This window comes from Roseibium sp. AWQ4_254, assembly GCF_056161025.1.
In genome coordinates, this window is record NZ_JBSWYH010000002.1 from 200,033 (window position 1) to 225,508 (window position 25,476).

A 25,476-nucleotide genomic window follows, 5' to 3' on the forward strand; every position below is an offset into this window, starting at 1 on the left:
GTCTCTGACCGCCACCGGACACCCGTTGGCGGCCAAAAGCCTGTCAGTGCGTGGTCAGGATTTCGCCAATGGTTGTGCGGTAGGTTTTCAGGTCTTTGCTGGCAACCGATTGCGGGGCAGCCGTGCCGGTTTCCATCTCAAAGGCCAGCGGGTCCGTCGGCTCGCCCCTTTGCCGGATTTCAAAGTGAAGATGCGGCCCGGTGGACAGGCCTGTCGTGCCCACATAACCGATCAGATCCCCCGCCTGGACCACTGACCCCAATTCGATACCGTCCGCATATTCGTGCATATGCGCATAGCGGCTGGTGATGCCGTCCTTGTGGGTGAGCTCAATGAAATTGCCATAGCCGCCGCGCACATCCTTGTAGGTCACCTTGCCGGAAAAGGCCGCCCGGATCGGGGTTCCGGTCGGTGCTGCCCAATCGACACCCGCATGGAGACGCTCGGTTTTCTTGATCGGGTGAAAGCGCATGCCGAATTTGGAGGTGAGAACCCCTTTGACTGGCACCAGCATCGCCCCGGACAGGCTGATCTTGCCGCCTTCACTGACACAGGCAAAGCCCCGGTTGCCGGGTGCTTTGAGCACATAGCAGCGTACCGACCAGTCATCCCCCCGCCGTACACCGGCAAACAACACCCGGCCGCCGCCGCGCTTTTCGTCCCGGGGCTGGTCGGTAAAGACCAGCGTGAAGCGCTCGTCCGGCTTGATAGGCCGTTTCAGATCCGTAGACGGGGCCAGATAGGCAATCGCCTCTCCAACAATTGACGCGGGCACCGCGTTGCGTACGGCGGTCGCATAGAGCCCGTCAATCAGACGATGGCTCCTGCCACCGGATGCGTTATTATCGTCCGCGTCTTTTTCGCCTGCGATGGTCTTTCCGAACCACGGATCAGCCCCATTCACATAAGCCTCCCCGTCACGGCTCACCGAGTAGGCCGCCGTGCCAAGATAGCCGTCAACGCTATAAACCGACATTTGCACCGGTCGGTAATAGTCACCGATTCGCCCGACCCTATTCGCCATTCTGGCACCCCTCAGAGCGATCCTGTCGCCTGCGACAAGATCAGTCTTCTTGAACTCTTCTTTTGCAAAGGCGACGAGTCCCCTGGAGGCCTCCTCATCAAATCCGTTGTCCTTCAAAAAGGCGCTCAGCGTGACCGGGGCTGCAATTTCCTGTGTGAGCTCAATCCGGCTGGGGCCCTGTCCGATGGGCCGTTCAGTCAGAAACAGGTTGAGCGTGTCGGTCGGCGGCTTCAAGAACACGGGCAGATCCGGCTTGCCCGCATCCACCGTACCGGCCCCGTCTTCCACCTCCAGACTGTCCGTCTCTTCGCCGCCGCCAAAATTGCCGAACTGGAAATCCGCCTCGCTCCCAGGCGCCCGGATGACCAGATCGCCATCCGCGTTCAGCATGCGGCTGTCCAGCACATAGGCCGTGAGGGTTGGCAGGGCGGAGACGCCGCTGCTGCTGGCCTTCTCGGGCACAGGCCGTTCGGACAGATCGAGCCTCTGGGCCGCACTGCCGCTCTTCAGCAGAACCGGATCTCCGGCAAGCGGGATCACCGCCGAGAGCGCCATGTCGAAAAAGGGGTCGGCCGGCTCATCCAACTCGTCGAGGGACGCCTGCTGAGCCAGCGGATCCGGCGGATCTGACGGGGCCGTCTGCGCCAAGTCTGCCGCCTCGATATCAGGCTGCTTCTGCGCTCCGTCCTGGCTGGCGGCGGGCTGACCGGCAACAAGCTGGGCGGCTGACGGCTGCTCGCTTCCGTCCGTGTCAGGAGCGGAGAAAGAAATAGCACCGGACGCCACAAGATGGGCAAGGCCGCCAACGCCCGCGCCCACCGCCAGAAACAGCGCGGCGAACCCTGCATAGACAAGAACCGGAGACGACCTCAGCCCGGCGGGATCTTTCCCCGCCGGTGCAGGTTCGGGAGACCCATTGGAAGGACCAGGACCGGTCCCGGCACCGCCACCGGCCCTGGCAGGCTGTGCCGCAGGACGGATCACCGTCCGGTCGAATTCCGGGCGCTGCGCACCGGAGGAGGGATTGTCAGGCCTTTGAACCATCAAGACCCCCGGACGCCATATGAGGGGCGTTGCAGATCATTGTCATAGCTTGGAAATCATGCCGGAGGACGGCCAAAGAAGCAAAACCGGACACGGAAAAAATTCCAGCTTTGTTCATGAGATCTTCTATCCAGGAAATTTTAGCAAACTAGCGCCTTGCTGCTGTCCTTCGCCAGCGGGTCCCAAGGCCTGTGGCTGCATATACATGTCCGGTACATCCAGCGTGAAGACGGCCATTTCCGTGCTCAGCCCCCTGAGATGACCGGCCCAGATTTCTTTCAGCGGATAGGTCTCCGGCAGTTCTTCAGCGACAGAGCGGCTTATGGCCAGACGAACCTTCTTGTCCTTGGCAACGGATTCGATCCGGCTGGCAGTGTTCACGGTGGTGCCCATGACCGTGAAGGAGCGCCGGTGTTCTCCGCCGATGTCCCCGACCAGAACCGGCCCCGCGTTCAGCGCAATGCGCAGGTCCAGTTCACTCTGACCGGTGATGTTGCGGATATGATCGAGCAGGCCGACAATCTCCCTCGACGCATCCACTGCCGCCTGTTCCGGAGCCGCCACCGTGTTCGGCGCGTTCCAGACTGCCATGATGGCATCGCCGATATACTTGTCGATATAGCCCTGATGACGGGTGATGGTCTGGCCGATGGCATCGAAAGAGGCATTGACCACGCGCACCACATCCCGGTCCGCGAGTTTCTCGGACATTTTGGTGAAGCCGACAATGTCGATGAAGGCGACCACTACCTTGCGGGTGTCACCGCCCAGTTCCGGCAATTGCTCTGAAGACGCCATCTGCTTGATGACATCGGGCGCAAGATAATGTCCAAAGAGCCGGACCAGAGACCGCTGGCGCCGCTGCAGCAGGATCACTTTCCCGACCGCTGACGCGACCATGGCGCTGACAAGCCCCACCGGGGCCACGCCCGGAGAGACCAGAAGTCCGGCCTCCAGTCCCAGCAGGCTGAGACCAAAGCCGAGACATGTTCCAAGTACTGCCAGAAACGGAAGAACCATCAATGGAAGCCACAATCCGGCCAGCGCACCGGCAACCGCAAACAGGAGGGACAAGGCTGCAAGGGCTGCCAGCCCGACATCGACCGCATAGCGCCCGGACAGGGCCGCGCCGATAAGATCCGCCAGAATGAACACACCTGCCGTCTGCGGTTGAACCCGTGGCCGTCCGCTGGGTCCGGTCTCGGCCGCCACCGCAGGCACATGGGGCAGAAACCGGTCGGAATAAAGATGCTCGTCTTCAAACGGCAGCAACCCGCCGAGAAGCACAATCCGGCCCTGGGCGAACTCCTTGAGGCGCAGGCGCCCCTCTTCAGTTCCGCTCAAGGCCAGAACGTCAATCAGGGAAAAGTAGGGCAAGGAGGTTGCAAGTCTTGCCGGTGGAATAGCCGTATAGGTTTCTTCCACACCGGACCTTGCCTTGCCGAGCAGGGCATCGACCAGATGCGGCGACGCTTTCAAGGGCAGGTCCGGCACATGCTGGCGCACCACCCCGTCCGTATCGGTCGACACAATGACGGAACGTACACCACCTTCGCCGATGGCGGCGGAAAAGCGGCTGTGCGGAACGCCGATTTCCGTATGGGCGATAAAGACCCTGCCCCGGTTCCTGTAAACAAAACTCTGAAACGGCCGGTCAAAGCCCTTCAGCCGGGCCTCGCCCGTGCTCGGGTCCAAGAAGGAATCGGCGCTGTAGGCAAAAACAAAGTCATATCCAAGGGCAACGGCGCCCGCATCCAGCAAGGCCTGCCCGGCTTCCGCCAGCACCGGCGTCATCAGAACGCGGGGAATACGCGACAGGCGCTCGGAGTCCAACGACACCTGATCCAGACCAACCACCGCCACCGGCTCGGAAGCCGTCTGGCGGCCGGGCTCCAGAAGCGCCCGGACCTGAAACATCCGGTCGATCACCCAGCCTTCCCAAATGGCCTTTTGCGCCGAAAGACCGAGCACAAAACCTGTGCTGACGGCCAGAAGCGCAATCAGCAGGACGAGTTGCTTCCGTCCCAAGCCAGTCTCCTGTAACCGGCCCGCAGAGGTCATTTCACAAGGACGACCGCAGTCTTGCGTCCGACCTGAGCCGGATCAATGGTGATCTTGCGCATTTCAACGCCGAAATCGGGGGCTTTTCCCTGAAGAAACAGCTCAACTTCAATCGCTTCGTCATCGCTGTCGCGCGCAGGCATGTCAGTCACGATATGGTCGAGCACATCAAAGCGCTTGGGTTCACCGCCTGCAAAGGAGACAAAGACCGACCCGTACTCCTCTTTAGCCTTGTCATCGAACCGCAACATAAGCGATGCGGCTTTCTTGTTCTCCAGCGTCAGACCGCGCAAGGTGACCGTCAGCCCCTTGTCGGCGGTTTGCGTGCTCGAACCGCTATCGGCCTGGAGGCAATTGCCAGCACGAAGCACCTTTTCCTTGCCCCCCACCAGCTCAAAGCCTTCGGAGGAGACATTCAGCGTTCCAGAAGTGATGCGAACTTCCTGACAGGCCGAATAATCCAGGAGATCGACATGCCCGGCGCCGCCCAGGTCAACCACGTCCCCCGGCATCAATTCGGAAAAGGCCGCTACATCCACATCTTCGGATTTGTCGAGCACAAGAGCCACCGGATCGGCATAAGCAGATCCCGCAGAGGCAGCGCCCAATAGAAAGGCGGCGAGAAGTCCGGTTTTCCTGAAACTCTGCGGCGCAAAACGTCGAAACAATTCGGTCATGGCGGTCTCCTGCATCACGTGTCTTTGCGCACTTCGCACTCTTCTTTTGAGTCGGGCGCCAAACTTTTGTCTTTCATAGCAGAAAATGGCGATTTGAATGTGGCCATGGTCACATCTGTTAGCTTTTCAGGTCCTTGCAAGACCAACCTCACCCAATGAATGTCGGTTCGACCGTGACATGAGTGCGTTCAGCGCGAAGCATATCATGGGGCAATCTGGGAGATTGTCCGGGACATGCAACGCGGCGGAACGCTCTTATGCCGGGGCCTCTGGTGGCTTTCTCAGGCCCGCCGGACTGTATCACGCCGCCTGCCCGGCCGGGTATCGCGCCAGACATGCAACAGTGTGCGAAGTCCCTCCGCGTGCGGTCAAACAGGTCGCGATCCATCACGCTTTGTATACCCCGTCCGCCGTCATCCGGCAGGCACCGTATAGACGCCGGTGATGCCAACCCCGTCTCCAGCCCGGCCGAGAAGCTCAAGAAGCCTGGGCGCAAGAGCGCCATCAAGCGGCCGGCCATCCATGGCCGACAGGATCCCAATCAGTTGCGGCATGGGCTCCTGCGCGCGCACCAGAACAATATGATCCGCACCGAAGGGCAGCGCGGCGCGCAGATTGAGAACATAAGGGGTATCGGCAGCCATCCGGGTGTCTGTCCCAAGCGGATCTGCCTTCCGGTCCGGCGCCAGCAGGCGCAGCGTCCCGTCCGCTTCCAGCGCGAACGCCGCCATATACCCGCTCCGGTCAGACGTCAGGCCGACTTTCAAGGCGGAGCCTTCTGGTATGTGGCCAACCGAGGGTTTGAGAGTCCCTTCAATAGGCTGGCGGTTGCGCGAGAGCGCATAGAGATCGCTCAAGAAGAGCCATTTGGTCACAACGTCTTCAAACCGGTCGGCGTTTAGAGCCTTTTGCCGCAATACGACATCACCAAATTTGGTGAGCACATCGCCTTCTTCGACATCCCAGTAGAGATCCGCGCTGCCATCCTCCACGGCCTTGAGTTGCCCCGGACGCTTTTGCGTGAGCGCGTCCAGAACAGGCCCCGCAGTCTTTGTGCTGGCCGAGATTGTCAAAGCCGCGCCACTGCGCTCCAGAATATTGTCCTGGACCCTGGGCAGAACGGCGGCCCGGGAGGCGCCGCCGACGGTCAGGCTCGGGGTCTGGCGCCCTTCCGTGGCCACGCGGACCGTCTCCTTCAAGAACCGGGTCAGCTCAAGCATTGAAATCCCGCCATCCCGGTTGAGATCCGCCCGCCCCTCGACGCCGCGTGCAAATGACCAGCTCAGGGCGCCGCGTGGCTCTCCGGCGATCATCAATTCCGGAATGACCTGGCCGTCGACCGTTGCCCCGACATAGATCACATTGGCAAGGTCCTGAAGATCTTCCGCCGCAGCGTCTTTGCCCTTGAGCAGAGGATGCGGCGGCTGGCTGCGCAAAAGATCATTTTCAAAAGGCGGCAAACCAACAAGACGGGTCCCAAGGCGCCGGATACGCGGGTCGATCGACCGGGTCATGGTGCCAGAATGGCAACTGTCGGCCAGCACCAGCACGCTGCGGCCGCCCGCCGCCCGAAGCATGGCGGCCAGATCATCGTCGCGCAACCGTTCCCCATTGCCAGGGGCGGTTGTCGCAAATCCGGCAAGCAGAAAGACTTCGTCCAGCCCGTCAGCTTCAGAGCCTTTCACCCATTCTTGTTCCTGCGCACCGTGCCCGGCATAGGACAGGACCAGAATGTCTTCTTCCGACGAGCGTTCGATCAAGTCCTGCCACGCGCTCAGAATGCGCTCCCGCGAGGCCTCGGCATCAAACAGTGTCTGAAGGTCCGAGACGCCTGCCGCACGCAAGGTCCTGGCAATGTCCCGGGCGTCATTGACCGCCCCTTTGAGGGGCGACACATGCTGATACGCATCAATCCCGATGACAAGCGCCCGCCACTCTGCGGCGGCGGCCGGTCCGCCGGAAAACAGCAACATCGCCAGAAACGGGATCAGGATCAGACCCGGCACACCAGTGCACCGGGCCAGCACGTTTCGGAACAAAGCAATCATCGGATCACCCGCAGTGTTTCAGGCTCAGCCCCAACTGCCACCGCCGCCCCCGCCGGGACCGCCGCCATTGTCATTGTCGCGGAGAGCAGGATCGTTGATCGGATCGATAACTTTCGCCTTGGCGGGCGCAGCCGGTGCCGCTGCGGCGGGCGCCGGCTGAGGAGCCGGTTTGGGCTGCATTGCACAGCCAGCCATCAAAAGCGCCAGAAGGCTTATTCCTGCCGTCGCAGAAGGGTATGTCCGCATAAGTCTTTTCTCCATGGAAGGTTAAAACAAATCATAGCGTGGGCGGCTTTGCTCCCACTGAAACTTGACGAGAGAGATCAACGCTTCATCGCCTTGAACCGGTGGCAGGCCCGCCTTGTCAAAAAACTGGGCCAGCGCCTCGCGCGTCTTGCGGCCGGGCTGTCCGTCCACAGGACCAGGCTCGTAGCCCAGATCGGTCAAGGTCTGCTGCAGAACCTTGGCCTTCAGGGCTTTGTTGGCTGCTTTCAGATCATTGCGCCCCTTTTCGGCCGCCGGAGACGAAGGATCGACTGCCGCCGCCATGGACAGCATTTTCACCCGGTCCCGGCCCGCAGCTTCCCCGGATTGCTGAGACAGCATCCAGGCCGTGTTGTAAGCGCCCCAGGCGTCGCCGCGCTCTGCACTGGCGCGGAACCACCTGGTGGCCTCGCCGGGGTTCTTGTCCACACCCTGGCCATTGAAATACATCAGGCCCAAGGCGGTTCCGGCAGCCGGATGGCCACCCTCATGGGCCTTGGTGAACCAGCCGAGAGCAGCCTTATAGTCCTGTGCGGTGCCCTTCCCGTCCCGGTAAAGAACACCCATGTTGAGATAGCCGTAAATGTCCTCACGCGCGGCGGAGCGGTTGAAATAATAGACCGCCCTGTCGACATTCTCTTGAACATGCTCGCCGCGCAGATAAAAGTCGCCGATGGCGTTGAAGGAAAAGGTGTGTCCCGCCTCCACTGATTGCAGCAGCTTCTTCAGCCCTGCCTCCTTGTCCTGCCTTGTGCCAATGCCTCTGATTTCGGCCATTCCGAGGGAATGCAGCGCATAGGCATCGCCGCGTTCGGCCGCCTTGCGGTAAAGTTCAACCGCCTTGTCCCTGTCCCGGTCGATGCCAGCACCCAGGTAATACATCCGCCCCAGAACCTGACCGGCCCGGACATGGCCCATCTGGTAGGCCTGCGCGAAATAGCCGCCAGCTGCCTTCAGGTCACCGGCCGCAAAGGCACCGCGGCCCCGCTGGAACACAAACCGGCCGATTTCCGGATAACTGGCCATTGCGTCTGCGCAGGCTTTGTCCGTCGCGGCCGGGTCAATTTCATTGGCCAGATGGCCTTCGGTGACCGCCTGAAGATCGAAGGGCTGGGTTGCCAGCCGGTCGCATTGAGTCACGCGCGGCTGCACGATCTGAGTGATGGTCCGGGCCGGTTCACCGGCTTTGACGGGCAGATCCAGCGAAAACCGGCGCGCCTCGCTCTCAGACCCGATTTGCGGGCGCACGGTCAGCGACGCCAGGCTGGATACGGGAAACCGGTCCCCCGGGCGCAGCAACCGGCCATCTGACGACAATTGAAGATCGCTGTCGACGGACACGACTTCCAGCCAGTCATCTGTAGCAGGCAAGCCGGACACCGGCGCTTGCGGATAAACCGGAACCGGACCAACCCCGATATCCGCTTCCGCAGCTTGCCCCTTGGCGGTTTGCGCGACCCAGGCCAGCAGCTCTTCCAGACGTTTGTTGCGCTCTTCTAAGGGCAAAGCGGCCGGTTCGTCCGGTCCGGACTGGGCCACGGTGATCGACGCAATCGCAGAAGCAGACCCGCCCCACTCATCGGCCACGTCATATCCGATCAGCTCTACGTCCCCGGCCGAGGCTCCTGCCGGGACGAATTCGAGACTGGCCAGTTCAACAGCGCTCAGGACATCCCCTTCCTCGACCGCCCGCCCATCGGGCAACCGCAAGGCGCCTTTTTCCGGGGCCAGGGTCAAGGTGGCCGTGATCGAACCGCCTTCCGGCTGCACCGGCTCTGGAATGGCCAGGGCCATCGGCGCATCGCCCATAGGCACGCTCACCCTGTGATGGGCTGTGACGATTGGTTCAGGCTTGGGAGGCACAAAATAGAAGCTGGTGACCAGGGTGGAATCTTCATACGGGATCTGCTGTCCGCCGGTCTTGCGCACGACCTCGTCACGCACCTTGGTCATCAGGTCCTTGATTTCAAGCGACGGATCCAGGGCATTGCCCACCACGGAGGATGTGAACGGGCTCAACGGGCCTGTGCCGTCATAAGCCACCTGCCCCGGGCGGGTCGCGTAAGAGATGAAGCTGCCCAGCTTGTTGGGAATCCGGCGCAGGCCGCGTGTCTTGCCAAGGGCATATTCCTCTTCGCCCCAGAACAGGCTGCCGATTTCAAACGGATTGTCCCGGCAGGCATCCAGCATCACGATCTGAAGGCTGGAAGCCGCCTTCATGTAATCCAGAAGATGGGAGACCTTGAGGCTTTCAAACTCCAGGTCATATTGCGAGGCCAGTTTGGCATCCACGGGCAGAATGAAATTGGCATCGCCAACCTGAAGGGCGTGGCCAGAATAATAAAACAGTGCCACATCGCCATCGTTCAGTTCCCGCAAGAACCTCCGGACGACCTGTTCCAGCTCCTTTTTGGCCAAATTGGTGCCAACGGTGACGTCAAAATCCGCATCCCGCAGCATCTTGGACACTTCGCGTGTGTCATTAAGCGGGTTTTCCAGCGGATCGACATATTGATAGTCCTGATTGCCGATCACCAGCGCCACCCGGCGGCCCACCTCCTCCGGCGCGGCAGCAAAAGCAGGCGCACTCAAAAGGGCCAGGCACACGGGCATGGCGGCGCAACCGCTTCGAAGCGCCCGCCGCAGTCTGGAAACCGGTTGACGGGCCTTCAAAGAGGGAAAGTTTGGTCGTGAAAGCCTGTTTTTTCCTGTTGGCATGTCATCCTCAGCGCGTTTCGGCACCTAAAATACTGCGGCGGAACTCAAATCCAGTGTGTGATGTTATTCACAAAGAGGGCGTTTTTCCGGCTCCCTCCGTCTGTCAATCCATAAAGTAACGTTTCGTAAAGTGTGCATACTTGCGCCTGGTTCGCAAGCGCTCAGACGCATTGCCGGCTCCCTCCACAGGGGAAACAGTGCCGCGGTTTGAATTCGCGGCCAATCTATCTACCATAGGGTGTTCCCGCCTCTAGATGAAGCTGAGCCGCCCAATGTCTTCCGCCCTCTCCTTCCGGACCTTGCAAGAAAATGACCTTTCCATTCTGCTCGAGATGGCTCGGCTCGAAGGCTGGAATCCGGGAGTGGAAGATGGTCCGGCTTTCTTTGCCGCCGATCCGACAGGATTTCTGGCCGGAGAGCTCGACGGAGAGCTTGTGACGGTCATTTCCGCCGTGCGCTATGGTGAGACCTTCGGCTTTATCGGCTTTTACATCTGCAAACCCGAGTTCCGCTCCAAGGGCTTCGGCCACCAGATCTGGCAGCACGCCCTGGCGTATCTCGGACAGCGCACACTGGGTCTGGACGCGGTCAAAGATCAGGTCTCAAGCTATGCCGAACATGGCTTCAAGCCGGTCTACCGCAACATCCGCCAGACCGGCCTGGCCTTGTGCGGCACACCGATGGACCCAAGAATTACGCCCCTCGGCCAGGGTCTGTTCCCGTCCTTGCGGGACTATGACCGGCGGTTTTTCCCGGTGCCCCGCGAGACGTTTCTGAGCGTGTGGGCAGCCCCCATGCTGGAGACCCGGCGCGGCTTTGCCTTCGTCGAAAATGGCGACATGAAGGGATATGGCGTGCTGCGCCAATGCGATGACGGCTACAAGATCGGTCCGCTGTTTGCTGACACGCCGGAAATTGCCGACACACTGTTCCGGGCTCTGGCGGGTCAGGTCAAGGGGCAATTCATCGTGCTGGACACACCGGAACCGAATGCGGCGGCCCTGCTTCTGGCCGAGACCTATGAGCTTTCGCCGGAGTTCGAGACCTTCCGCATGTATCGCGGCCCGGCTCCGGACCTTCCGCTCGATCAGATCTACGGCATTACCACGTTCGAACTGGGCTGACGCCGCTCATCAAATCTCAATGCTCCACATTCTTGTAGGCGAGCATGGCGCCGGCAAGATCTTCCAACGCCGCCCCAACGGACTTGAACAGGGTCACAGCGTCTTCCGACTGGCGCCCCGGATGACTGCCCCGGCACAGGTCATATAAGTCGGCGCGGATATCGTCCGGCGAAATCAGACCCGACTGCAGCGGCTGCACAATGTCTCCCCCTTCCGACAGGCAGCCGTCCCGCGTGTCGACAAAGATCTCGGCGCGTTCAATCAACGCATCGTCGCTCTCCCGCATGGCCGGTTTGAAGGCTCCGACCAGATCCACATGGGTGCCCGGTTTCAGCACATCGCCCTTGATCAGCGGTTCGGAGGAAAGGGTTGCCGCGCTGACAATATCCGCATCGCCCAGAGCCTGACGCAAACTTCCCGCCGGGCGGACCTCAACAGGAAGCTGCGCGGTCAGCTCCCCGGCAAGTTCTGCGGCCTTTTCTGCCGAACGGCCCCAGATGGTCACGGTGTCGATGGACCGGATCGCCATATGGGCGGCAACCAGATTGGGCGCAAGGCGGCCTGTACCAAGGACCAGAAGGTGACGGGCATCTGAACGGGCCAGATAGCGCGCGGCCAGAGCGGAGGCTGCTGCCGTGCGCCGGGCGGTCAATTCGCCGCCATCGACCATGGCCAGCATCTCACCGGTTCTGGCATCGGAGAGCAGATACTGCCCGTGGACGGCGGGGAGATTGCGCTCCGAGTTTCCCGGCACCACATTGACGACCTTCACCCCCGCATAGCCGCCAGGCACCCAGGCGGGCATCAGCAGGACGGTCCCGGCAGGTTCTCCGGGAATGTCAAAATCATGATGATGGCGGGTCGGCATCACACAGCCGGAGCGGAACATCTCCGCCAGTGCGTCAATCAGATCCGGAAACGGCAGGGCTTGGCGGGTTTGGTCTTCGGACAAGAGAAGCATGTCAACTCATTCAGATTTTTGTACTGGACACATGGCCCTATCACTGTGGAATGCCGAGCGGATCATTCAGGCGGGATTCAGTCACACGGAGCTCGCGCCGCTTTGGCACAAGTGCGTTCCTCAAGGCGCGACAAAACCACAGAAGCGCCAGTGAACCAACCCGCGCGCCTGAAAATATTTACTCGCAGCGGTAGTTTTTACGACAGATCGAAGATCATCATTACATAAGCGGCAAACAGTGCCAGATGCACGGCCCCTTGGAGATAATTGGTAACCCTGGTGCTGAAGGTCAGCAGGCTGACAAACAGCGTCAGGGCAAGCAGGATCATTTCCGAATAGTCCAGGGCCAATTCAATTCGGTGCCCGGTGACCCAACTGACGATCAGGACGGCCGGGACGGTCAATCCGATGGTGGAAACGGCGGCTCCCAGACAGATATTGACGGCCCGTTGAAGCTTGTTTTCCAGTGCCGCCTGAAGGCCGCTCATGCCTTCGGGCATCAGCACCAACGCCGCGACAATGAAGCCGCTGAGAGCAATGGGTGCGCCAATACCGTCAATGCCGAACTCCACATAAAGCGCGAGTTTCTTTGACAGAAGAATGATCGGCACCAGGGCACATAGCAGCCCGGTCACATGAAACGGAATAGACCGCACCGGTCCGCCGTGATGGGCGTCCTCGTCGTCTCCCGCATCCGGCTGACGGAAGAAGTCGCTGTGGGTCAGAGTCTGCATGGCCAGGAACACGCCATAGAGCATCAGCGACATGACAATCTCAAACCCCGCCTGCAACTGGGACAGCTCCCCACCCGGGGCCGAATGGGTGACCCTCGGCATCACAAGCGCGAATATGGCAAGCGGCACCAGGATGGACAGAAAAGCGTTTGCACCCTGCAGATTATAGGTCTGGTTCTTGTGTTTCAGTCCCCCGGCCAGAAGGCACAGGCCAATAAGGCCGTTAAGAACAATCATGATCACTGAAAACATCGTGTCCCGGGCCATGGTAGGCGCCGCATCCCCCGAAATCATGATCGCAACAATAAGCGCCACCTCGATGCCCACAACGGCGATGGTCAGAACCAGCGTTCCAAAAGGTTCGCCCAGGATCGACGCCAAACATTCCGCATGGCGCACAACTGAAAACGCGCACCACATGACGGTGAGAAAAATCACGGCCAGCAGGCCAAGCGACGGGGCCACCCCGATTACCGCTGGTTTCAACATATCCCCGGCGGCCAGAAACGCTGCGAAGACTGCAAAACCGAAGAGGCTCGGAAATTCACTTCTCAAAATGGACACAGGAGGTCACCGCCGGGCTTGGAACAACTGTAAACGCGCCGAAGAGTAATCGACGGTCCGTCAAAGCGCCACGGTTAGCGACCGCAAGTTTACCAAGGTCCTGCGGCCATCAACATCTATCTTTGCTCAAACGCACCATTAAAGGCTGTCTTTGAGACAGATGGGCGGCCGCCCCTTCCCCCGGATCTCGAACCTCAGATCGCCAGATATTCCTGGCGCAACTCCGCATTGTCGAGGACATCCTGAGCGGAGCCGTCAAAGACGACCTCTCCCATATCCAGGATGACCGCGCGGTCCGCCAGATGCAAAGCCGCAATCGCGTTCTGTTCAACGATAATGGTCGTGATTCCCAGATCCTTGACCCCTTCCAGAATGCGCTCGATTTCTTGAACGATCACCGGGGCCAACCCTTCATAGGGCTCATCCAGCAGCAGCAGCTTGATATCCCGCGCCAGAATGCGGGCCACCGCCAGCATCTGCTGTTCACCGCCGGACATGGTCACGGCCTCTTGGGCCCGGCGTTCCGCAAGGCGGGGGAAATGGTCGTAAATGCGCTCGATGGACCAGCCTTTGGGTTCGGCGATCTGGGACAGTTCCAGGTTTTCTTGAACGGTCAACCCCGGAATGATCCGCCGGTCTTCCGGCACCAGCCCTACCCCGACCCGGGCGGCCTGATGGCTTCGCATTTCATGCAGTGCCTTGTGATCAAGCCAGATCTCCCCGCGGGTGAGATGGGGATCGTCCATTCGGGCAATGGTTCTCAAAGTCGAGGTCTTGCCCGCACCGTTGCGGCCCAAAAGCGCCAGGATCTCCCCTTCCCGAACATCAAAGCTGATGCCCTGAACGATATAGCTTTCCCCGTAATAGGAATGCAGGTCCCAGGCGGAGAAGAAGGCCGGTGCCGTGCCTCTGGCCTTTTGCGGTTTCACGCCTGGCGCGGTTTTGCCGGAGAACTGATCTTCCAGAATAGTCATAGATGCGCTCCTCCGAGATAGGCTTCCTGAACGCGTGGATCGCCCTTGATCTCTTCGGGCTTGCCTTCGGCAATGATGGCGCCCTGCGCCAGAACGGTCACCTTTTCGGCCAGGGAAAAGACGACGTGCATGTCATGTTCAATGACCACTTTGGTGATCCCACGGTCGCCAATGCGCTTCAGAAGATCGATCGTATTGTTGGTATCGGCCCGGGACATACCGGCCGTCGGCTCGTCAAGCAAAAGCAGCTTGGGGTCCTGGGAGAGGCACATGGCCAGTTCCAGGCGCCGCTTGTCGCCCCGAGACAGGGAGCCCGCAATGCTGTCGCGCTTTTCCGCCAGCCCCACATCCTCCAGCATGTGCAGGGCCTTGTCCCGGATCTCCGCATCCTTGTCGACACGGGCAAAGGCCTGCAGGGTGAATTCCCCGTCCCGCTTTGCCAGGGCCGGGATCATGATGTTTTCCAGCAAGGTCAGATCGCCGAAAATCTCCGGGGTCTGAAACACCCGGGACACGCCGATCTGATTGATCTCATAGGGTTTCATCCCAGTCAGCGAGGTCTCGCCGAACATCACGGTGCCCGTATCGGGAACAAGACGCCCGATCAGGCAGTTGAGAAAGGTCGATTTTCCAGCGCCGTTCGGGCCGATAATGGCGTGAACCGTGCCTTCCTCAACCTTGAAATTGACCTCGTTGAGCGCCCGCAGGCCACCGAAGGACTTGTTCACGCCCTCAACTCTCAGGATATCCATTCTGTCTTCCCTTATTCAGCCGGGGCGGTTTTGGTGCGGGCCGACGCATCCTTGCCAGCCGCAGGCTTGCGCTTGAAGAGACGCCCGATCCGATCAACCCCTTCCATGATGCCCCCCGGCAGGAAGATAACGATCAGCATGAACATGATGCCGAGCGTCAGGTGCCACCCTTTGCCGATGAAGGGATGAATGACAAAAACCAGGGAATCGGCGACGCCCTCCGGCAGACCGGAGAACCAGCCATAAAGGATGTTGTCGTTGATCTTGGAGAAGATGTTCTCGCAGTATTTGATGAAGCCTGCGCCCAGCACCGGCCCGATCAGGGTTCCAGCGCCGCCCAGAATGGTCATCAGAACCACCTCGCCCGATGCCGTCCACTGCATGCGTTCAGCCCCCGCAAGCGGGTCCATGGCCACCATCAGACCGCCTGCGAGACCGGCATACATGCCGGAAATCACAAAGGCGGCCAGCGTATAGGGCTTGCTGTTGAGCCCGGTAAAATTCATGCGCTCCTGGTTGGACTTGACCGCGCGCAGCATCATGCCGAACGGCGAGCGGAAGATGCGGATAGCCACATAAAAGGCAATCATCATCACGACGGCACACAGGTAATAGCCGGCATTGAAGGTGAACAGCCAGCCGCCCAGGCTGAGTTCATAACTCTCCCGCATGGTGAGCCCGAACAGGTTGGCGGCCGGGATCGCGCCGTCCACCTGGCTTACTCCAAGAATGCGCGGATCATCCAGCGCGAGCTGCAAACCTGTTTCCCCGTTTGTGATCGGGGTCAGGACAGAATAGGCCAGCGAGAACGACATCTGGGCAAACGCCAGGGTCAGAATAGAGAAATAGATGCCGGAGCGCCGCAGTGAGATGTAGCCAACCAGCAGCGAGAACAATCCTGCAAAGACAACCGACATCATGATCGCCGGGATCACATTCATGGTCAAAAGCTTCATCATCCACACTCCGGCATAGGAGCCGACACCGAGGAAGGCCGCATGGCCGAAGCTGAGATACCCGGTCAGTCCGAAGAGGATGTTGAAGCCGATGGCAAAGATGCCGAAGATCAGAAACCTCTGCATCAGATCGGGATAGCCTGCATTGAACTGGGCCAGTTCGGAGTTTTCCGGAAACGGATTCAGGAGAAACGGCGCGAAGACCACGAGTATCAGCACCAGGACAAACAGGGACGTGTCTTTTTTGCTAAGTCCAAGCATGAATTAATTCTCCATAACACCCTTGCGGCCCATCAGACCCCGCGGGCGGGTCAGGAGGATCACGATCGCGACGAGATAGATGATGATCTGATTGATGCCGGGCAGAAGGGCAACGACCTGGGCCATGGAGGCAAAGCTTTCCAGGATGCCAAGCAGGAAGCCTGCAAGAACAGCGCCCGGAAGCGACCCCATGCCGCCGACAACCACCACAACGAAACTGAGCACGAGGAAATCCATGCCCATGTGATAGTTGGGAGAATTGATCGGCGCATACATCACCCCGGCCAGACCGGCGACCACAGCAGCCAGCGCGAACATGATCGTGAAGCGCTTGTCAATATTGATGCCAAGAAGCCCGACCGTCTGCCGGTCAGCCATACCGGCCCGAACCACCATGCCGAAGGTGGTGAATTGCAGGAAAGCGAACACCGCGCCGACAATTGCGGCTGCGAAGAGGAAATAGACGATCCGCCAATAGGGGTAGATGATCACATTCGGGTCCATGCCGATCATCGCGCCGAAATCGAAACTTCCGGAAAAGACTTCCGGCGCTGGTGTCGGGATCGGGTTCGCGCCGAAGAAGTATTTGATGATCTCCTGCAGCACGATGGCCAGTCCGAAGGTCACGAGGATCTGGTCCGCATGGGGGCGCTTGTAGAAATACTTGATCAGCCCCCGTTCCATGAACAGTCCGACCAGAGCCATGATGGGTATGGAAAACAGGATGGCGAGCGGCACCGACCAGTCGATGATCGCTGCACCGGCCTCCGGCCCGAACCAGGCTTCCACATAGGGCGTTTCCACCTTCAGCGGATTGCCGAGAAAGTCGGTCCTGCTTTCATCGATCGTGACAAAAGACAAGGACAGAAAGCGGCTTAAGGTCACCGCACAAAAGGCGCCGATCATGAACAGCGCGCCATGGGCAAAATTCACCACCCCCAGCGTTCCGAAGATGAGTGTCAGCCCCAGAGCAATCAGCGCATAGGCGGAGCCCTTGTCCAAACCGTTCAGAATTTGCAGAAGTATCGCGTCCATCGCTCTCAGCTCGGAAGATCATCCGGGGCTCTTGACCGGTCCCCGCATCAATTCATGGAAAAGGGACAGGACGGTAGGACCGCCCTGCCCCTTGCTTGCATGCGTATCAGGCGCCGGGGTTGCAGGTGCCCAGAGCGCCGCCGGCGAATTGCGGATTGTCCGGCTCGTACCAGACCTGCGAGGCCGGCGTGACTTCGACGATCTCCAGAAGGTCGAACTGGGAGCTCGGGTTTTCCTTCCCCTTCACCACAAGGACATCCTTGAAGCACTGATGATCGGCTGCCCGGTAGAGGGTCGGACCATTGCCAAGACCGTCGAACAGGTACCCCTTGTTGGACGGTGAGCTGACACCCGGCAGGGCGCTATCACCTTCCAGGGCCTCGACAACCGAACACGGGTTGAAGGATCCGGCCCGCTCCACGGCATCAGCGTAAAGCAGCGTCTGCACATAGCAGGTATGGGCTGCCTGGCTGGGCGGGAAGCCGTATTCCTGGCCGAAGGATTTCACGAATGCCTTGGAGCCTTCATCCTGCAGCGACCAATGCCAGTTGGTGGACCCGAAAATGCCCTTGACGTTCGCACCGGCACCCTTGGCCATCAGGCGGGAATAAAGCGGAACGATGATCTCGAAATTCTTGCCGTTCACGACCTTGTCGCGCAGGCCGAACTGGACCGCATTGGTGAGCGAGTTCACCATGTTTCCGCCATAGTGGTTCAACACCAGAACATCCGCATCGGATTGCAGGACCGGAGTGATATAGGCCGAGAAATCCGTTGCCGCGAGTGGGGTCTTGACGGTTTCCACCGTCTCCCAGCCCAGAGCCTCGGTGGATTCACGTACGGCCTGTTCGGTCGTATAGCCCCAGTTGTAGTCTGCGGTCAGATGATAGGCCTTGCGGTCACTGCCATAGGCGTTTTTGAGCACCGGAGCGAGCGCCGCGCCGGACATATAGGAGTTGAAGAAGTGGCGGAAGCCATTGGCCTTCTTGTCCTTGCCCGTGGTGTCGTTGGAATGGGTCAGGCCCGCCATGAAGATCACGCCCGCTTCCTGACAAAGTGCCTGCACGGCCACGGCCACACCGGAGGACGAGCCGCCGGTGATCATGATCGCACCATCTTTTTCGATCATGGATTTCGCCGAGGCGCGGGCCGCATCCGACTTGGTCTGCGTGTCCCCGGTCACAAACTCGACCTTCTTGCCCAGAATGCCAGCCCCTTTGAGGGCCTTGGACGAGAAGGTGTTCAGCATGCCACCGTCGCCTTCCCCGTTCAGATGCTTGACGGCGAGCTGATAGGCCCGCAACTCATCGGCCCCTTCGTCCGCATAGGGGCCGGTTTGCGGTACGTTAAACCCGAGGGTAACGGTGCCGCCGGTCGGCTCGTTCAAATATCCCTGCGACCAGGCCCGGCCGGTAAAAATAGTCGGCGTAGCCAAGGCGGCCCCGCCCATCGCACCGGCACGCAAAAGAGACCGGCGATTGAGGGGTTTACGAATTAAGCTCATACTTTCCTCCCAGAAAGGACAACGCGCCCCCGTCGGACGCATCGGCGATAGCTGTACAGCCGCTAGCAATTCTGGACTGTTCCCCGGCCGGTCTCCCAGCTCCTCACCCCCAAAACCGCAAGCTACCGAAACTGTAAAAACACTTACTTTGGATCAGCAATACGACTATCGGACCGCTAATATTTTCCCCTCATTAGACTTTTGAAGTAAATACGCGCTATTTTCGCAGCTAATCTGATTATTATATTGCGATGCAACATGATTTTTCCCCATATACGGTCAAATAGTTACTCTACGGCCATCTGGCAGCGCAAAACGAGGTTGACGCTCAGCCGGTTTCACGCAATATCTGAGCCTGCCTATACGAAAGTCGCAGCCGATCTCCCTCAGTGGCTGCACTTTTGCCACCTCTTGTACCAATCACCGGCGAAAAAACTGCTCGGGCCTGCGCGAGCGCGCGCGCTTTGCTTGAAGGAAACGGACCCTTGACGATTCTGACATCCATAGACCAGCTGCATGACATATACGGCGCCTCCGGCGAAAGCTCCTCTACGAAGGAAATCGGCAAGCTAAGCCCTGCCTATCGCAGCATTGTGGAGGCGTCTTCCTTCTGCGCCCTGTCGACCTGTGGCCCTGAAGGCCTGGACTGTTCACCGCGTGGGGATGACGGTGAAGTTGTCCGGGTCGAAAATGACGAAACGCTTCTGCTGCCGGACCGCCGTGGCAACAACCGGATCGACTCCTTGCGCAACATTGTGCGCGATCCACGGGTCTCGCTCATGTTCATGATCCCGGGCTGGGACAATGTACTCCGGGTGAACGGCAAAGCGGTCGTCTCGGTCGACCCTGAGATGCTTGCCTCTTTCGAAAAGGAAGGGCATTTGCCGCGCAGCGTGATCGTGATCACCATTGACGCCGTCTACTTCCAGTGCGCCCGCGCCATCATGCGGGCAGGCCTTTGGCAGGATGCCAAGAAGATCTCCAAAGGCGATCTTCCGACGCCGGGCCAGATTCTTCAGGAGATCAAGGCCAGCTTCGACGGCGCAACCTATGATCGGGAATGGCCGGGCCGGGCTGCCAAAAGCATGTGGTAACCGCTTCACGCCGGACAGAGACAGGAACAACGACACTCAGCGCTTTGAGCCCGCCACCACCACGCCTTTGATTGTCCTGTCTGGATGTTCGGGCTGGGGCAAGACCACACTCCTTTCGGAACTTCAATCGCGCGGGCACATGCTGGTTCCGGATGCCGGCGGGCGCGTTGTTCCCCAGGCTCAAGCCGAAGGAACAAGCGCAGCGCCCTGGTCGTCCCCATGGCCCTTGCCCGCGCCTGTGTCTGTCTTCATCTGAGTGATCTTGACGGCCTCGCCGGTCAGGAAGGCCCGGTCTCTATCGACAGGAGCCTCGTTAAGGTCATCACATATCTTTCGGTGCGTGAACTGCCCTTGCCTGAGGACCTTACAGCGCTTTTGCAAGAGCCAAGATTCGCCCCGCTTGTGTTCATGGTGCTGCCCTGGAGGGACATTTTCTCCACGTGTGCCGAGCGGAAAACGTGTGCAGAGCGGAAAACACGCTTCAGCATAGCGGTTCTGGAATACACACATTTGCACCGGAGCTATGTGAGCCGCGAATTCACCCTCTATGACCTGCCCAAGGGCTCTGTTACACAGCGGGCAGACTTGTTGAAAGCTGCTGGCAATCCTGACCAGCCCTCCACCTGCGGCTGGACCTCAGGAAAACAAATGCCATATCAGACCAAGACCAACCCGATATATGATCTTCGAGACCCTTTCATGACCAGCAATCCTCTTCTCGCCGACTGGACCACACCGTTTGAGCTGCCCCCGTTTGACCTGATCAAGCCGGACCATTTTGAAGAGGCCTTTGAGACGGCCATGGCCGAGGCACGTGCAGACAGCGATGCCATTGCCGGGCAGACCGACGCACCCACATTTGAAAACACCATTCTGGCGCTTGAGACCTCGGGCAAGTCGCTGACCAAGGTCGCGCGCACCTTCTTCAACCTCACCGGGGCCGATACGAACGAGGTTCTTCAGAAGATCGAACGGGACATGGCGCCCAAACTTGCCAAACATTCCTCCGACATGCTGCTGAACGCGCATCTTGCGGCCCGGGTCACCACCTTGTGGGAAAACCGTGGCAGTTTGGGTCTGGCGGCAGAAGAAGAAAAGGTTCTGGAACGGTACTTCAAGATGTTTCAGCGCGCCGGTGCGGGCCTTGATGAAGGCGGCAAGTCCCGGATTGCAGAGATTTCCCAGCGGCTGGCGAGCCTGGGCACACATTTTTCCCAAAATGTCCTGAAGGACGAGTCCGACTATCAGCTGGTTCTGGAAACGGAAGAGGATCTGGCCGGTCTGCCGGAATTTCTGGTGACGGCTGCGGCCGAAGCCGCCCGCAGCCGCGGGCTGGAGGGCAGATATGTCATCACCCTGTCGCGCTCCAGCATTGAGCCGTTCCTTCAGTTTTCCACCAACCGGCCCTTGCGCGAAGAAGCCTTCAAAGCCTGGAGTGCGCGGGGAGACGGCGACGGGAACACCAACAACAAAGCCATCATCACCGAGACCTTGAAACTTCGTGCGGAACGCGCCCAGTTGCTCGGTTTCGACACCTTTGCCGACTTCAAGCTTGATGACACGATGGCAAAGACCCCGGAAAATGTCCGCTCCCTCTTGACGCGGGTCTGGGAACCGGCCGTTGCCCAGGCACGGGACGAACAGCAAAAGCTTGCAGATCTTGCCGCCCACTCCGGTGAAAACCACAAGATCGAAGCTTGGGACTGGCGGTTTTATGCCGAAAAGCTGCGCAAGGCAGAGCATGACCTCGATGAGGCTGAGCTCAAACCCTATTTCCAGCTCGACAAGATGATCGCGGCTGCCTTCGATACGGCCACCCGTCTTTTTGGGGTCACTTTCCGGTCATGCCAGGGCCTGACGCTCTATCATCCGGATGTGAAGGCCTATGAGGTGCTGGACCGCAAGGGCGAGCACATTGGCCTTTTTCTCGGGGACTATTTTGCCCGCCCCTCAAAACGGTCCGGTGCCTGGATGAGCGCCTTCCGTCTGCAGCACCGGCTGGACGGGGCCGTGTCTCCGGTCATCGTCAATGTGATGAATTTCGCAAAAGGTGCACCGGGGGAAGCCACCCTGCTCACCTTCGATGATGCGCGCACCCTCTTTCATGAATTCGGCCACGGCCTGCATGGCCTGCTTTCGGATGTGACCTATCCTATGATTTCCGGCACAAGTGTCGCTCGCGACTTTGTCGAGCTGCCCTCACAGCTCTATGAGCACTGGCTGTCGGAACCTGAGGTCCTCTCACGCTTCGCGGTTCACTACAAGACCGGCGAGCCCATGCCCGAAGCCCTCCTTGACCGGCTCCTTGCGGCAGCCAACTTCAATCAGGGCTTTGCCACGGTCGAATACACCTCATCGGCCCTGGTCGATCTGAACCTGCATCTGCTCAAGGATCCCGGTGATCTCGATATTGAAGCCTTTGAAAGGGATACGCTCGAGCGGATCGGCATGCCAAGCGCCATCACCATGCGCCACCGCATTCCCCATTTCCAGCATGTGTTTTCCGGGGACGGCTATTCGGCGGGCTATTACAGCTACATGTGGTCGGAAGTCATGGATGCGGATGCCTTCGGAGCCTTTGAAGAGGCGGGCGACATCTTCGATCCGCAGACGGCGGACCGGCTTTTGCGGCATATTTATGCGGCCGGAGGCCGCCCTGATCCGGAAGAAACCTACAAAGCCTTCCGGGGACGTGCCCCAAAAATAGATGCCCTCTTGCAAAAACGCGGATTTGCAGCCTGAATATGGGCCGCTGGTGAAGGAGCCAGCGACTCACACATATTTGGGACCTTGCGAATGATCAAACCGATGATGCCTCCGCCCGAACCAACCACGGCGTTTTTACGCTTGTCCATCATGCTGAGCGGCCTAGCGGGCGCGGCGGGTGTCGCGGGTCTGGCGTTGGCGTCACACGCGTTTGCAGGAAATGGCGGCCAATTGATCACGGCCGCCCAGATGCTGATGCTGCATGCCCCGATCCTGCTGGCGATCGGTCTTCTGGCCCAGCTGCGCAGAGTGATGCTGTTGCCGCTGACCTGTATTTTGTTGACGGCTGGCCTGGGGCTGTTCTCAGGCGATCTGTACCTGAAGACCTTTCTTGGGGACGGTCTCTTTCCCATGGCAGCCCCCACGGGTGGCATGCTGCTGATTGCCGGCTGGTTCTTTCTGGTGCTGGGCGCTTTCGGCGTGACACCACGACACGAATAAGTTCAGTCGTTCAGCCATATCGCGTTCAAACGGGCTTACCTGCATGAACGCGATGTTGCAAAAAAGCTCCTCTCGTGAACGCCTTGCGGCCTCACGACTCAGCCTTTCAACCGCTCCGCATGCCAGGCAATATGATCGCGCGCGAAGGTCGCAACGAAAAAATAGGAATGGTCATAACCTTCCTGCAAACGGTAGCAATGAGCTGTTTTTGTTTCGACCAGGGCCCCGGCGAGAGCCGACGGTTTCAGGAGATCAAAAAACTGGTCATCGGCGCCCTGGTCCACCAGAACATCCCCGGACCAGCCCTTTTCCCGTAAAAGCAAAGACGCATCATGGGCGGGCCAAAGGCTTTCATTTGCCCCCAGATAGGCGCCAAGCTGTTTACGGCCCCAGTCCGAGTCGGACGGGTTGGAAATCGGCGCAAAGGCTGACAGGGACTGGTAGTGGCCGGGATATTTCATGGCAAGGGTCAGCGCCCCGTGCCCTCCCATGGAATGGCCGGTGATGCCGTGATGCACGGACACCGCAAATTTCTCGGTGACCAGATCACGCAATTCGCTGGCGATATAGGTCTCCATCTGGAAGTGCGGATGCCAGGGCGCTTCCGTCGCATTGACGTAAAACCCCGCGCCCTGGCCGAGATCATAAGCCTCATCATCCGCAATGCCTTCTCCCCTCGGGCTCGTGTCCGGAAAGACCAGGGCCAGCCCGAACTCAGCCGCGTGGGTCTGAAGACCAGCCTTGGTCATGGCGTTTTCGTGTGTGCAGGTCAGTCCGGACAGATACCAGAGCACCGGCACAGGACCGACCTGAGCCTGAGGCGGCATATAGACCGCAAAGGTCATGTCACAACCGCACGCCTGCGAGGCGTGGCTATAAACACCCTGGACACCACCAAAAGCCTTGTTTTCGGAAAGAGTTTTCATCTGAAGACGCCTGTTGGAGACTGGAAGAATGAGCGGCTCACCGGAGGCGGCTGCCGCATTCAAAAGGAAAAGGCCGGGGCGCAGCGTTCACACAAGAGGCTTGCGTCCCGGAGCAGACTGCCCCCGCCGCGCAAGCGGCGGTGCTTCAGGATCAGTAGAGCACGACGGAGCGGATCGACTCGCCTTTGTGCATGAGATCGAAGCCCTTGTTGATGTCGTCCAGCGGCATGGTGTGGGTGATCATCGGATCGATCTCGATTTTGCCATCCATGTACCAGTCGACAATCTGCGGCACATCGGTGCGGCCCCGCGCCCCGCCAAAGGCGGTGCCTTTCCAGGTCCGGCCGGTGACCAGCTGGAACGGCCGGGTGGAAATTTCAGCGCCCGCGGCTGCCACTCCGATGATGATGCTTTCACCCCAGCCCTTGTGAGCGCTCTCTAGCGCCGCCCGCATGACATTGACATTGCCGGTCGCATCGAAAGTGTAGTCCGCCCCGCCCTTGGTCAGATTGACCAGATAGGGCACCAGATCCTCTTCCACCTCGTTCGGATTGACAAAATCCGTCATCCCGAATCGCTTGGCCATCTCGATCTTGTCCGGATTAAGATCGACACCGACAATCTGATCTGCTCCAGCAAGACGCAGGCCCTGGATCACATTGAGGCCAATCCCGCCAAGACCGAACACAATGGCCCGGGAGCCGATTTCCACCTTGGCCGTGTTGATCACCGCGCCGATGCCGGTCGTGACGCCGCAGCCAATGTAGCAAACCTTGTCAAAAGGCGCGTCCGGACGGATCTTGGCCAAGGCAATCTCCGGCACGACCGTATAGTTGGCGAAGGTCGAGGTGCCCATATAGTGCAGGATCGGTTGCCCATCGAGGGTCGAGAAACGGGACGAACCGTCCGGCATCAACCCCTGCCCCTGGGTGGAGCGGATCGCCTGACACAGATTGGTTTTTGGGTTGAGGCAATATTCACAATTGCGGCATTCGGGCGTATAGAGGGGAATGACATGATCGCCCGGCTTCAGCGTGGTCACGCCGGGCCCGACCTCTACCACGACCCCTGCCCCTTCATGGCCTAGAATCGCCGGAAACAGGCCTTCCGGATCAGCACCGGACAGAGTGAATTCATCGGTGTGGCAGATCCCTGTTGCCTTTACCTCAACCAGAACTTCAAAGGCCCGTGGCCCTTCAAGATTGACGGTTGTCACTTCCAGGGGCTTGCCAGCGCCCACCGCCACAGCTGCACGAACTTCCATTGATCTGTCTCCCTCATCGGCTGTTTCGCGCAGAGTTACTGCCTGCATCCTGAAAAGCAAGGACCGAAACGACGCGCTTTATTTGGAAAACGCATCTTGAAGGCGTTGCCAGTTTTGTTTCAAACCCGCCTCTGGACAAGAAACGAAGCCCATAGTCAAAAACCGAAACTCGACTGCCGGCTGAACCGCAATTGGCCCACACACGGCAATGTCGCTTTCTGACAAACAGGCGACTGAAACCTGATATGCAAACTCGTGCCCAATCGGGAAGATGCCCGGCAATG

20 protein-coding genes are annotated in these 25,476 nt (G+C 59.5%); 5 read left to right on the forward strand and 15 right to left on the reverse strand.

What is annotated here, in order from left to right:
• Nucleotides 1-43: 43 nt before the first annotated feature.
• The 6 genes from ACXAIC_RS02695 to ACXAIC_RS02720 form a co-directional block, all read right to left on the reverse strand.
• On the reverse strand, nt 44-2,068 hold the full coding sequence (locus ACXAIC_RS02695; RefSeq protein WP_475173327.1) for a peptidoglycan DD-metalloendopeptidase family protein: 2,025 nt from the start codon (nt 2,066-2,068) through the stop codon (nt 44-46).
• 126 nt (nt 2,069-2,194) lie between these two features.
• Complete coding sequence (locus ACXAIC_RS02700) at nt 2,195-4,096, reverse strand: adenylate/guanylate cyclase domain-containing protein (protein WP_475173330.1); 1,902 nt, start codon at nt 4,094-4,096, stop codon at nt 2,195-2,197.
• 29 nt (nt 4,097-4,125) lie between these two features.
• A complete protein-coding gene (locus ACXAIC_RS02705) occupies nt 4,126-4,806 on the reverse strand; it encodes a hypothetical protein (protein WP_475173332.1) in 681 nt (226 codons plus the stop codon).
• Between the two features lie 413 nt (nt 4,807-5,219).
• Nucleotides 5,220-6,854, reverse strand: a complete 1,635-nt coding sequence (locus ACXAIC_RS02710; protein ID WP_475173334.1) for a caspase family protein — start codon at nt 6,852-6,854, stop codon at nt 5,220-5,222.
• Between the two features lie 24 nt (nt 6,855-6,878).
• Nucleotides 6,879-7,100 carry a hypothetical protein gene (locus tag ACXAIC_RS02715; protein ID WP_475173336.1) on the reverse strand — a complete coding sequence of 74 codons (222 nt, stop codon included), beginning with the start codon at nt 7,098-7,100 and terminating at the stop codon, nt 6,879-6,881.
• Between the two features lie 21 nt (nt 7,101-7,121).
• Nucleotides 7,122-9,731 carry a caspase family protein gene (locus ACXAIC_RS02720; RefSeq protein WP_475173338.1) on the reverse strand — a complete coding sequence of 870 codons (2,610 nt, stop codon included), beginning with the start codon at nt 9,729-9,731 and terminating at the stop codon, nt 7,122-7,124.
• A gap of 377 nt (nt 9,732-10,108) precedes the next feature.
• Between ACXAIC_RS02720 and ACXAIC_RS02725 the strand changes: the two genes are divergently transcribed.
• Nucleotides 10,109-10,960 carry a GNAT family N-acetyltransferase gene (locus ACXAIC_RS02725; protein ID WP_475173340.1) on the forward strand — a complete coding sequence of 284 codons (852 nt, stop codon included), beginning with the start codon at nt 10,109-10,111 and terminating at the stop codon, nt 10,958-10,960.
• Between the two features lie 16 nt (nt 10,961-10,976).
• Here the strand turns inward: ACXAIC_RS02725 and lhpI are convergent, their stop codons facing one another.
• The 7 genes from lhpI to ACXAIC_RS02760 all read right to left on the reverse strand — a co-directional run bounded on the left by lhpI (nt 10,977) and on the right by ACXAIC_RS02760 (nt 18,701).
• Entirely contained in the window at nt 10,977-11,921 is a 945-nt protein-coding gene (lhpI, locus tag ACXAIC_RS02730; protein ID WP_475173343.1) for a bifunctional Delta(1)-pyrroline-2-carboxylate/Delta(1)-piperideine-2-carboxylate reductase, read from the reverse strand.
• A 197-nt stretch (nt 11,922-12,118) separates the two neighbouring features.
• Nucleotides 12,119-13,219, reverse strand: a complete 1,101-nt coding sequence (locus ACXAIC_RS02735; RefSeq protein WP_475173344.1) for a calcium:cation antiporter — start codon at nt 13,217-13,219, stop codon at nt 12,119-12,121.
• A gap of 194 nt (nt 13,220-13,413) precedes the next feature.
• On the reverse strand, nt 13,414-14,193 hold the full coding sequence (locus ACXAIC_RS02740) for an ABC transporter ATP-binding protein (protein WP_475173346.1): 780 nt from the start codon (nt 14,191-14,193) through the stop codon (nt 13,414-13,416).
• The gene (locus tag ACXAIC_RS02745; protein ID WP_475173348.1) at nt 14,190-14,945 is read right to left on the reverse strand and encodes an ABC transporter ATP-binding protein; all 756 of its coding nucleotides are present in this window, start codon (nt 14,943-14,945) and stop codon (nt 14,190-14,192) included. Before ACXAIC_RS02745 ends, ACXAIC_RS02740 begins: the two co-directional genes overlap by 4 nt.
• An 11-nt stretch (nt 14,946-14,956) precedes the next feature.
• Nucleotides 14,957-16,162: a branched-chain amino acid ABC transporter permease gene (locus tag ACXAIC_RS02750; protein ID WP_475173350.1), complete on the reverse strand. Its 1,206-nt coding sequence runs from the start codon at nt 16,160-16,162 to the stop codon at nt 14,957-14,959.
• Nucleotides 16,163-16,165: 3 nt separating this feature from the next.
• A complete protein-coding gene (locus tag ACXAIC_RS02755; RefSeq protein WP_475173352.1) occupies nt 16,166-17,197 on the reverse strand; it encodes a branched-chain amino acid ABC transporter permease in 1,032 nt (343 codons plus the stop codon).
• Between the two features lie 106 nt (nt 17,198-17,303).
• The gene (locus ACXAIC_RS02760; protein ID WP_475173355.1) at nt 17,304-18,701 is read right to left on the reverse strand and encodes a substrate-binding protein; all 1,398 of its coding nucleotides are present in this window, start codon (nt 18,699-18,701) and stop codon (nt 17,304-17,306) included.
• 485 nt (nt 18,702-19,186) lie between these two features.
• Here ACXAIC_RS02760 and ACXAIC_RS02765 point away from each other — a divergent pair, with 485 nt between their 5' ends.
• The 4 genes from ACXAIC_RS02765 to ACXAIC_RS02780 all read left to right on the forward strand — a co-directional run bounded on the left by ACXAIC_RS02765 (nt 19,187) and on the right by ACXAIC_RS02780 (nt 23,002).
• Nucleotides 19,187-19,795 carry a pyridoxamine 5'-phosphate oxidase family protein gene (locus ACXAIC_RS02765; protein ID WP_475173356.1) on the forward strand — a complete coding sequence of 203 codons (609 nt, stop codon included), beginning with the start codon at nt 19,187-19,189 and terminating at the stop codon, nt 19,793-19,795.
• On the forward strand, nt 19,752-20,051 hold the full coding sequence (locus ACXAIC_RS02770; protein WP_475173358.1) for an AAA family ATPase: 300 nt from the start codon (nt 19,752-19,754) through the stop codon (nt 20,049-20,051). Before ACXAIC_RS02765 ends, ACXAIC_RS02770 begins: the two co-directional genes overlap by 44 nt.
• 443 nt (nt 20,052-20,494) lie before the next feature.
• A complete protein-coding gene (locus ACXAIC_RS02775) occupies nt 20,495-22,537 on the forward strand; it encodes a M3 family metallopeptidase (protein ID WP_475173425.1) in 2,043 nt (680 codons plus the stop codon).
• A gap of 54 nt (nt 22,538-22,591) precedes the next feature.
• Complete coding sequence (locus tag ACXAIC_RS02780; RefSeq protein ID WP_475173360.1) at nt 22,592-23,002, forward strand: DUF423 domain-containing protein; 411 nt, start codon at nt 22,592-22,594, stop codon at nt 23,000-23,002.
• 98 nt (nt 23,003-23,100) lie between these two features.
• On the opposite strand, the gene fghA is transcribed toward ACXAIC_RS02780, so the two are convergent.
• Entirely contained in the window at nt 23,101-23,928 is an 828-nt protein-coding gene (gene fghA / locus ACXAIC_RS02785) for an S-formylglutathione hydrolase (RefSeq protein WP_475173362.1), read from the reverse strand.
• 151 nt (nt 23,929-24,079) lie between these two features.
• On the reverse strand, nt 24,080-25,192 hold the full coding sequence (locus ACXAIC_RS02790; RefSeq protein WP_475173364.1) for an S-(hydroxymethyl)glutathione dehydrogenase/class III alcohol dehydrogenase: 1,113 nt from the start codon (nt 25,190-25,192) through the stop codon (nt 24,080-24,082).
• Between the last annotated feature and the right edge of the window lie 284 nt (nt 25,193-25,476).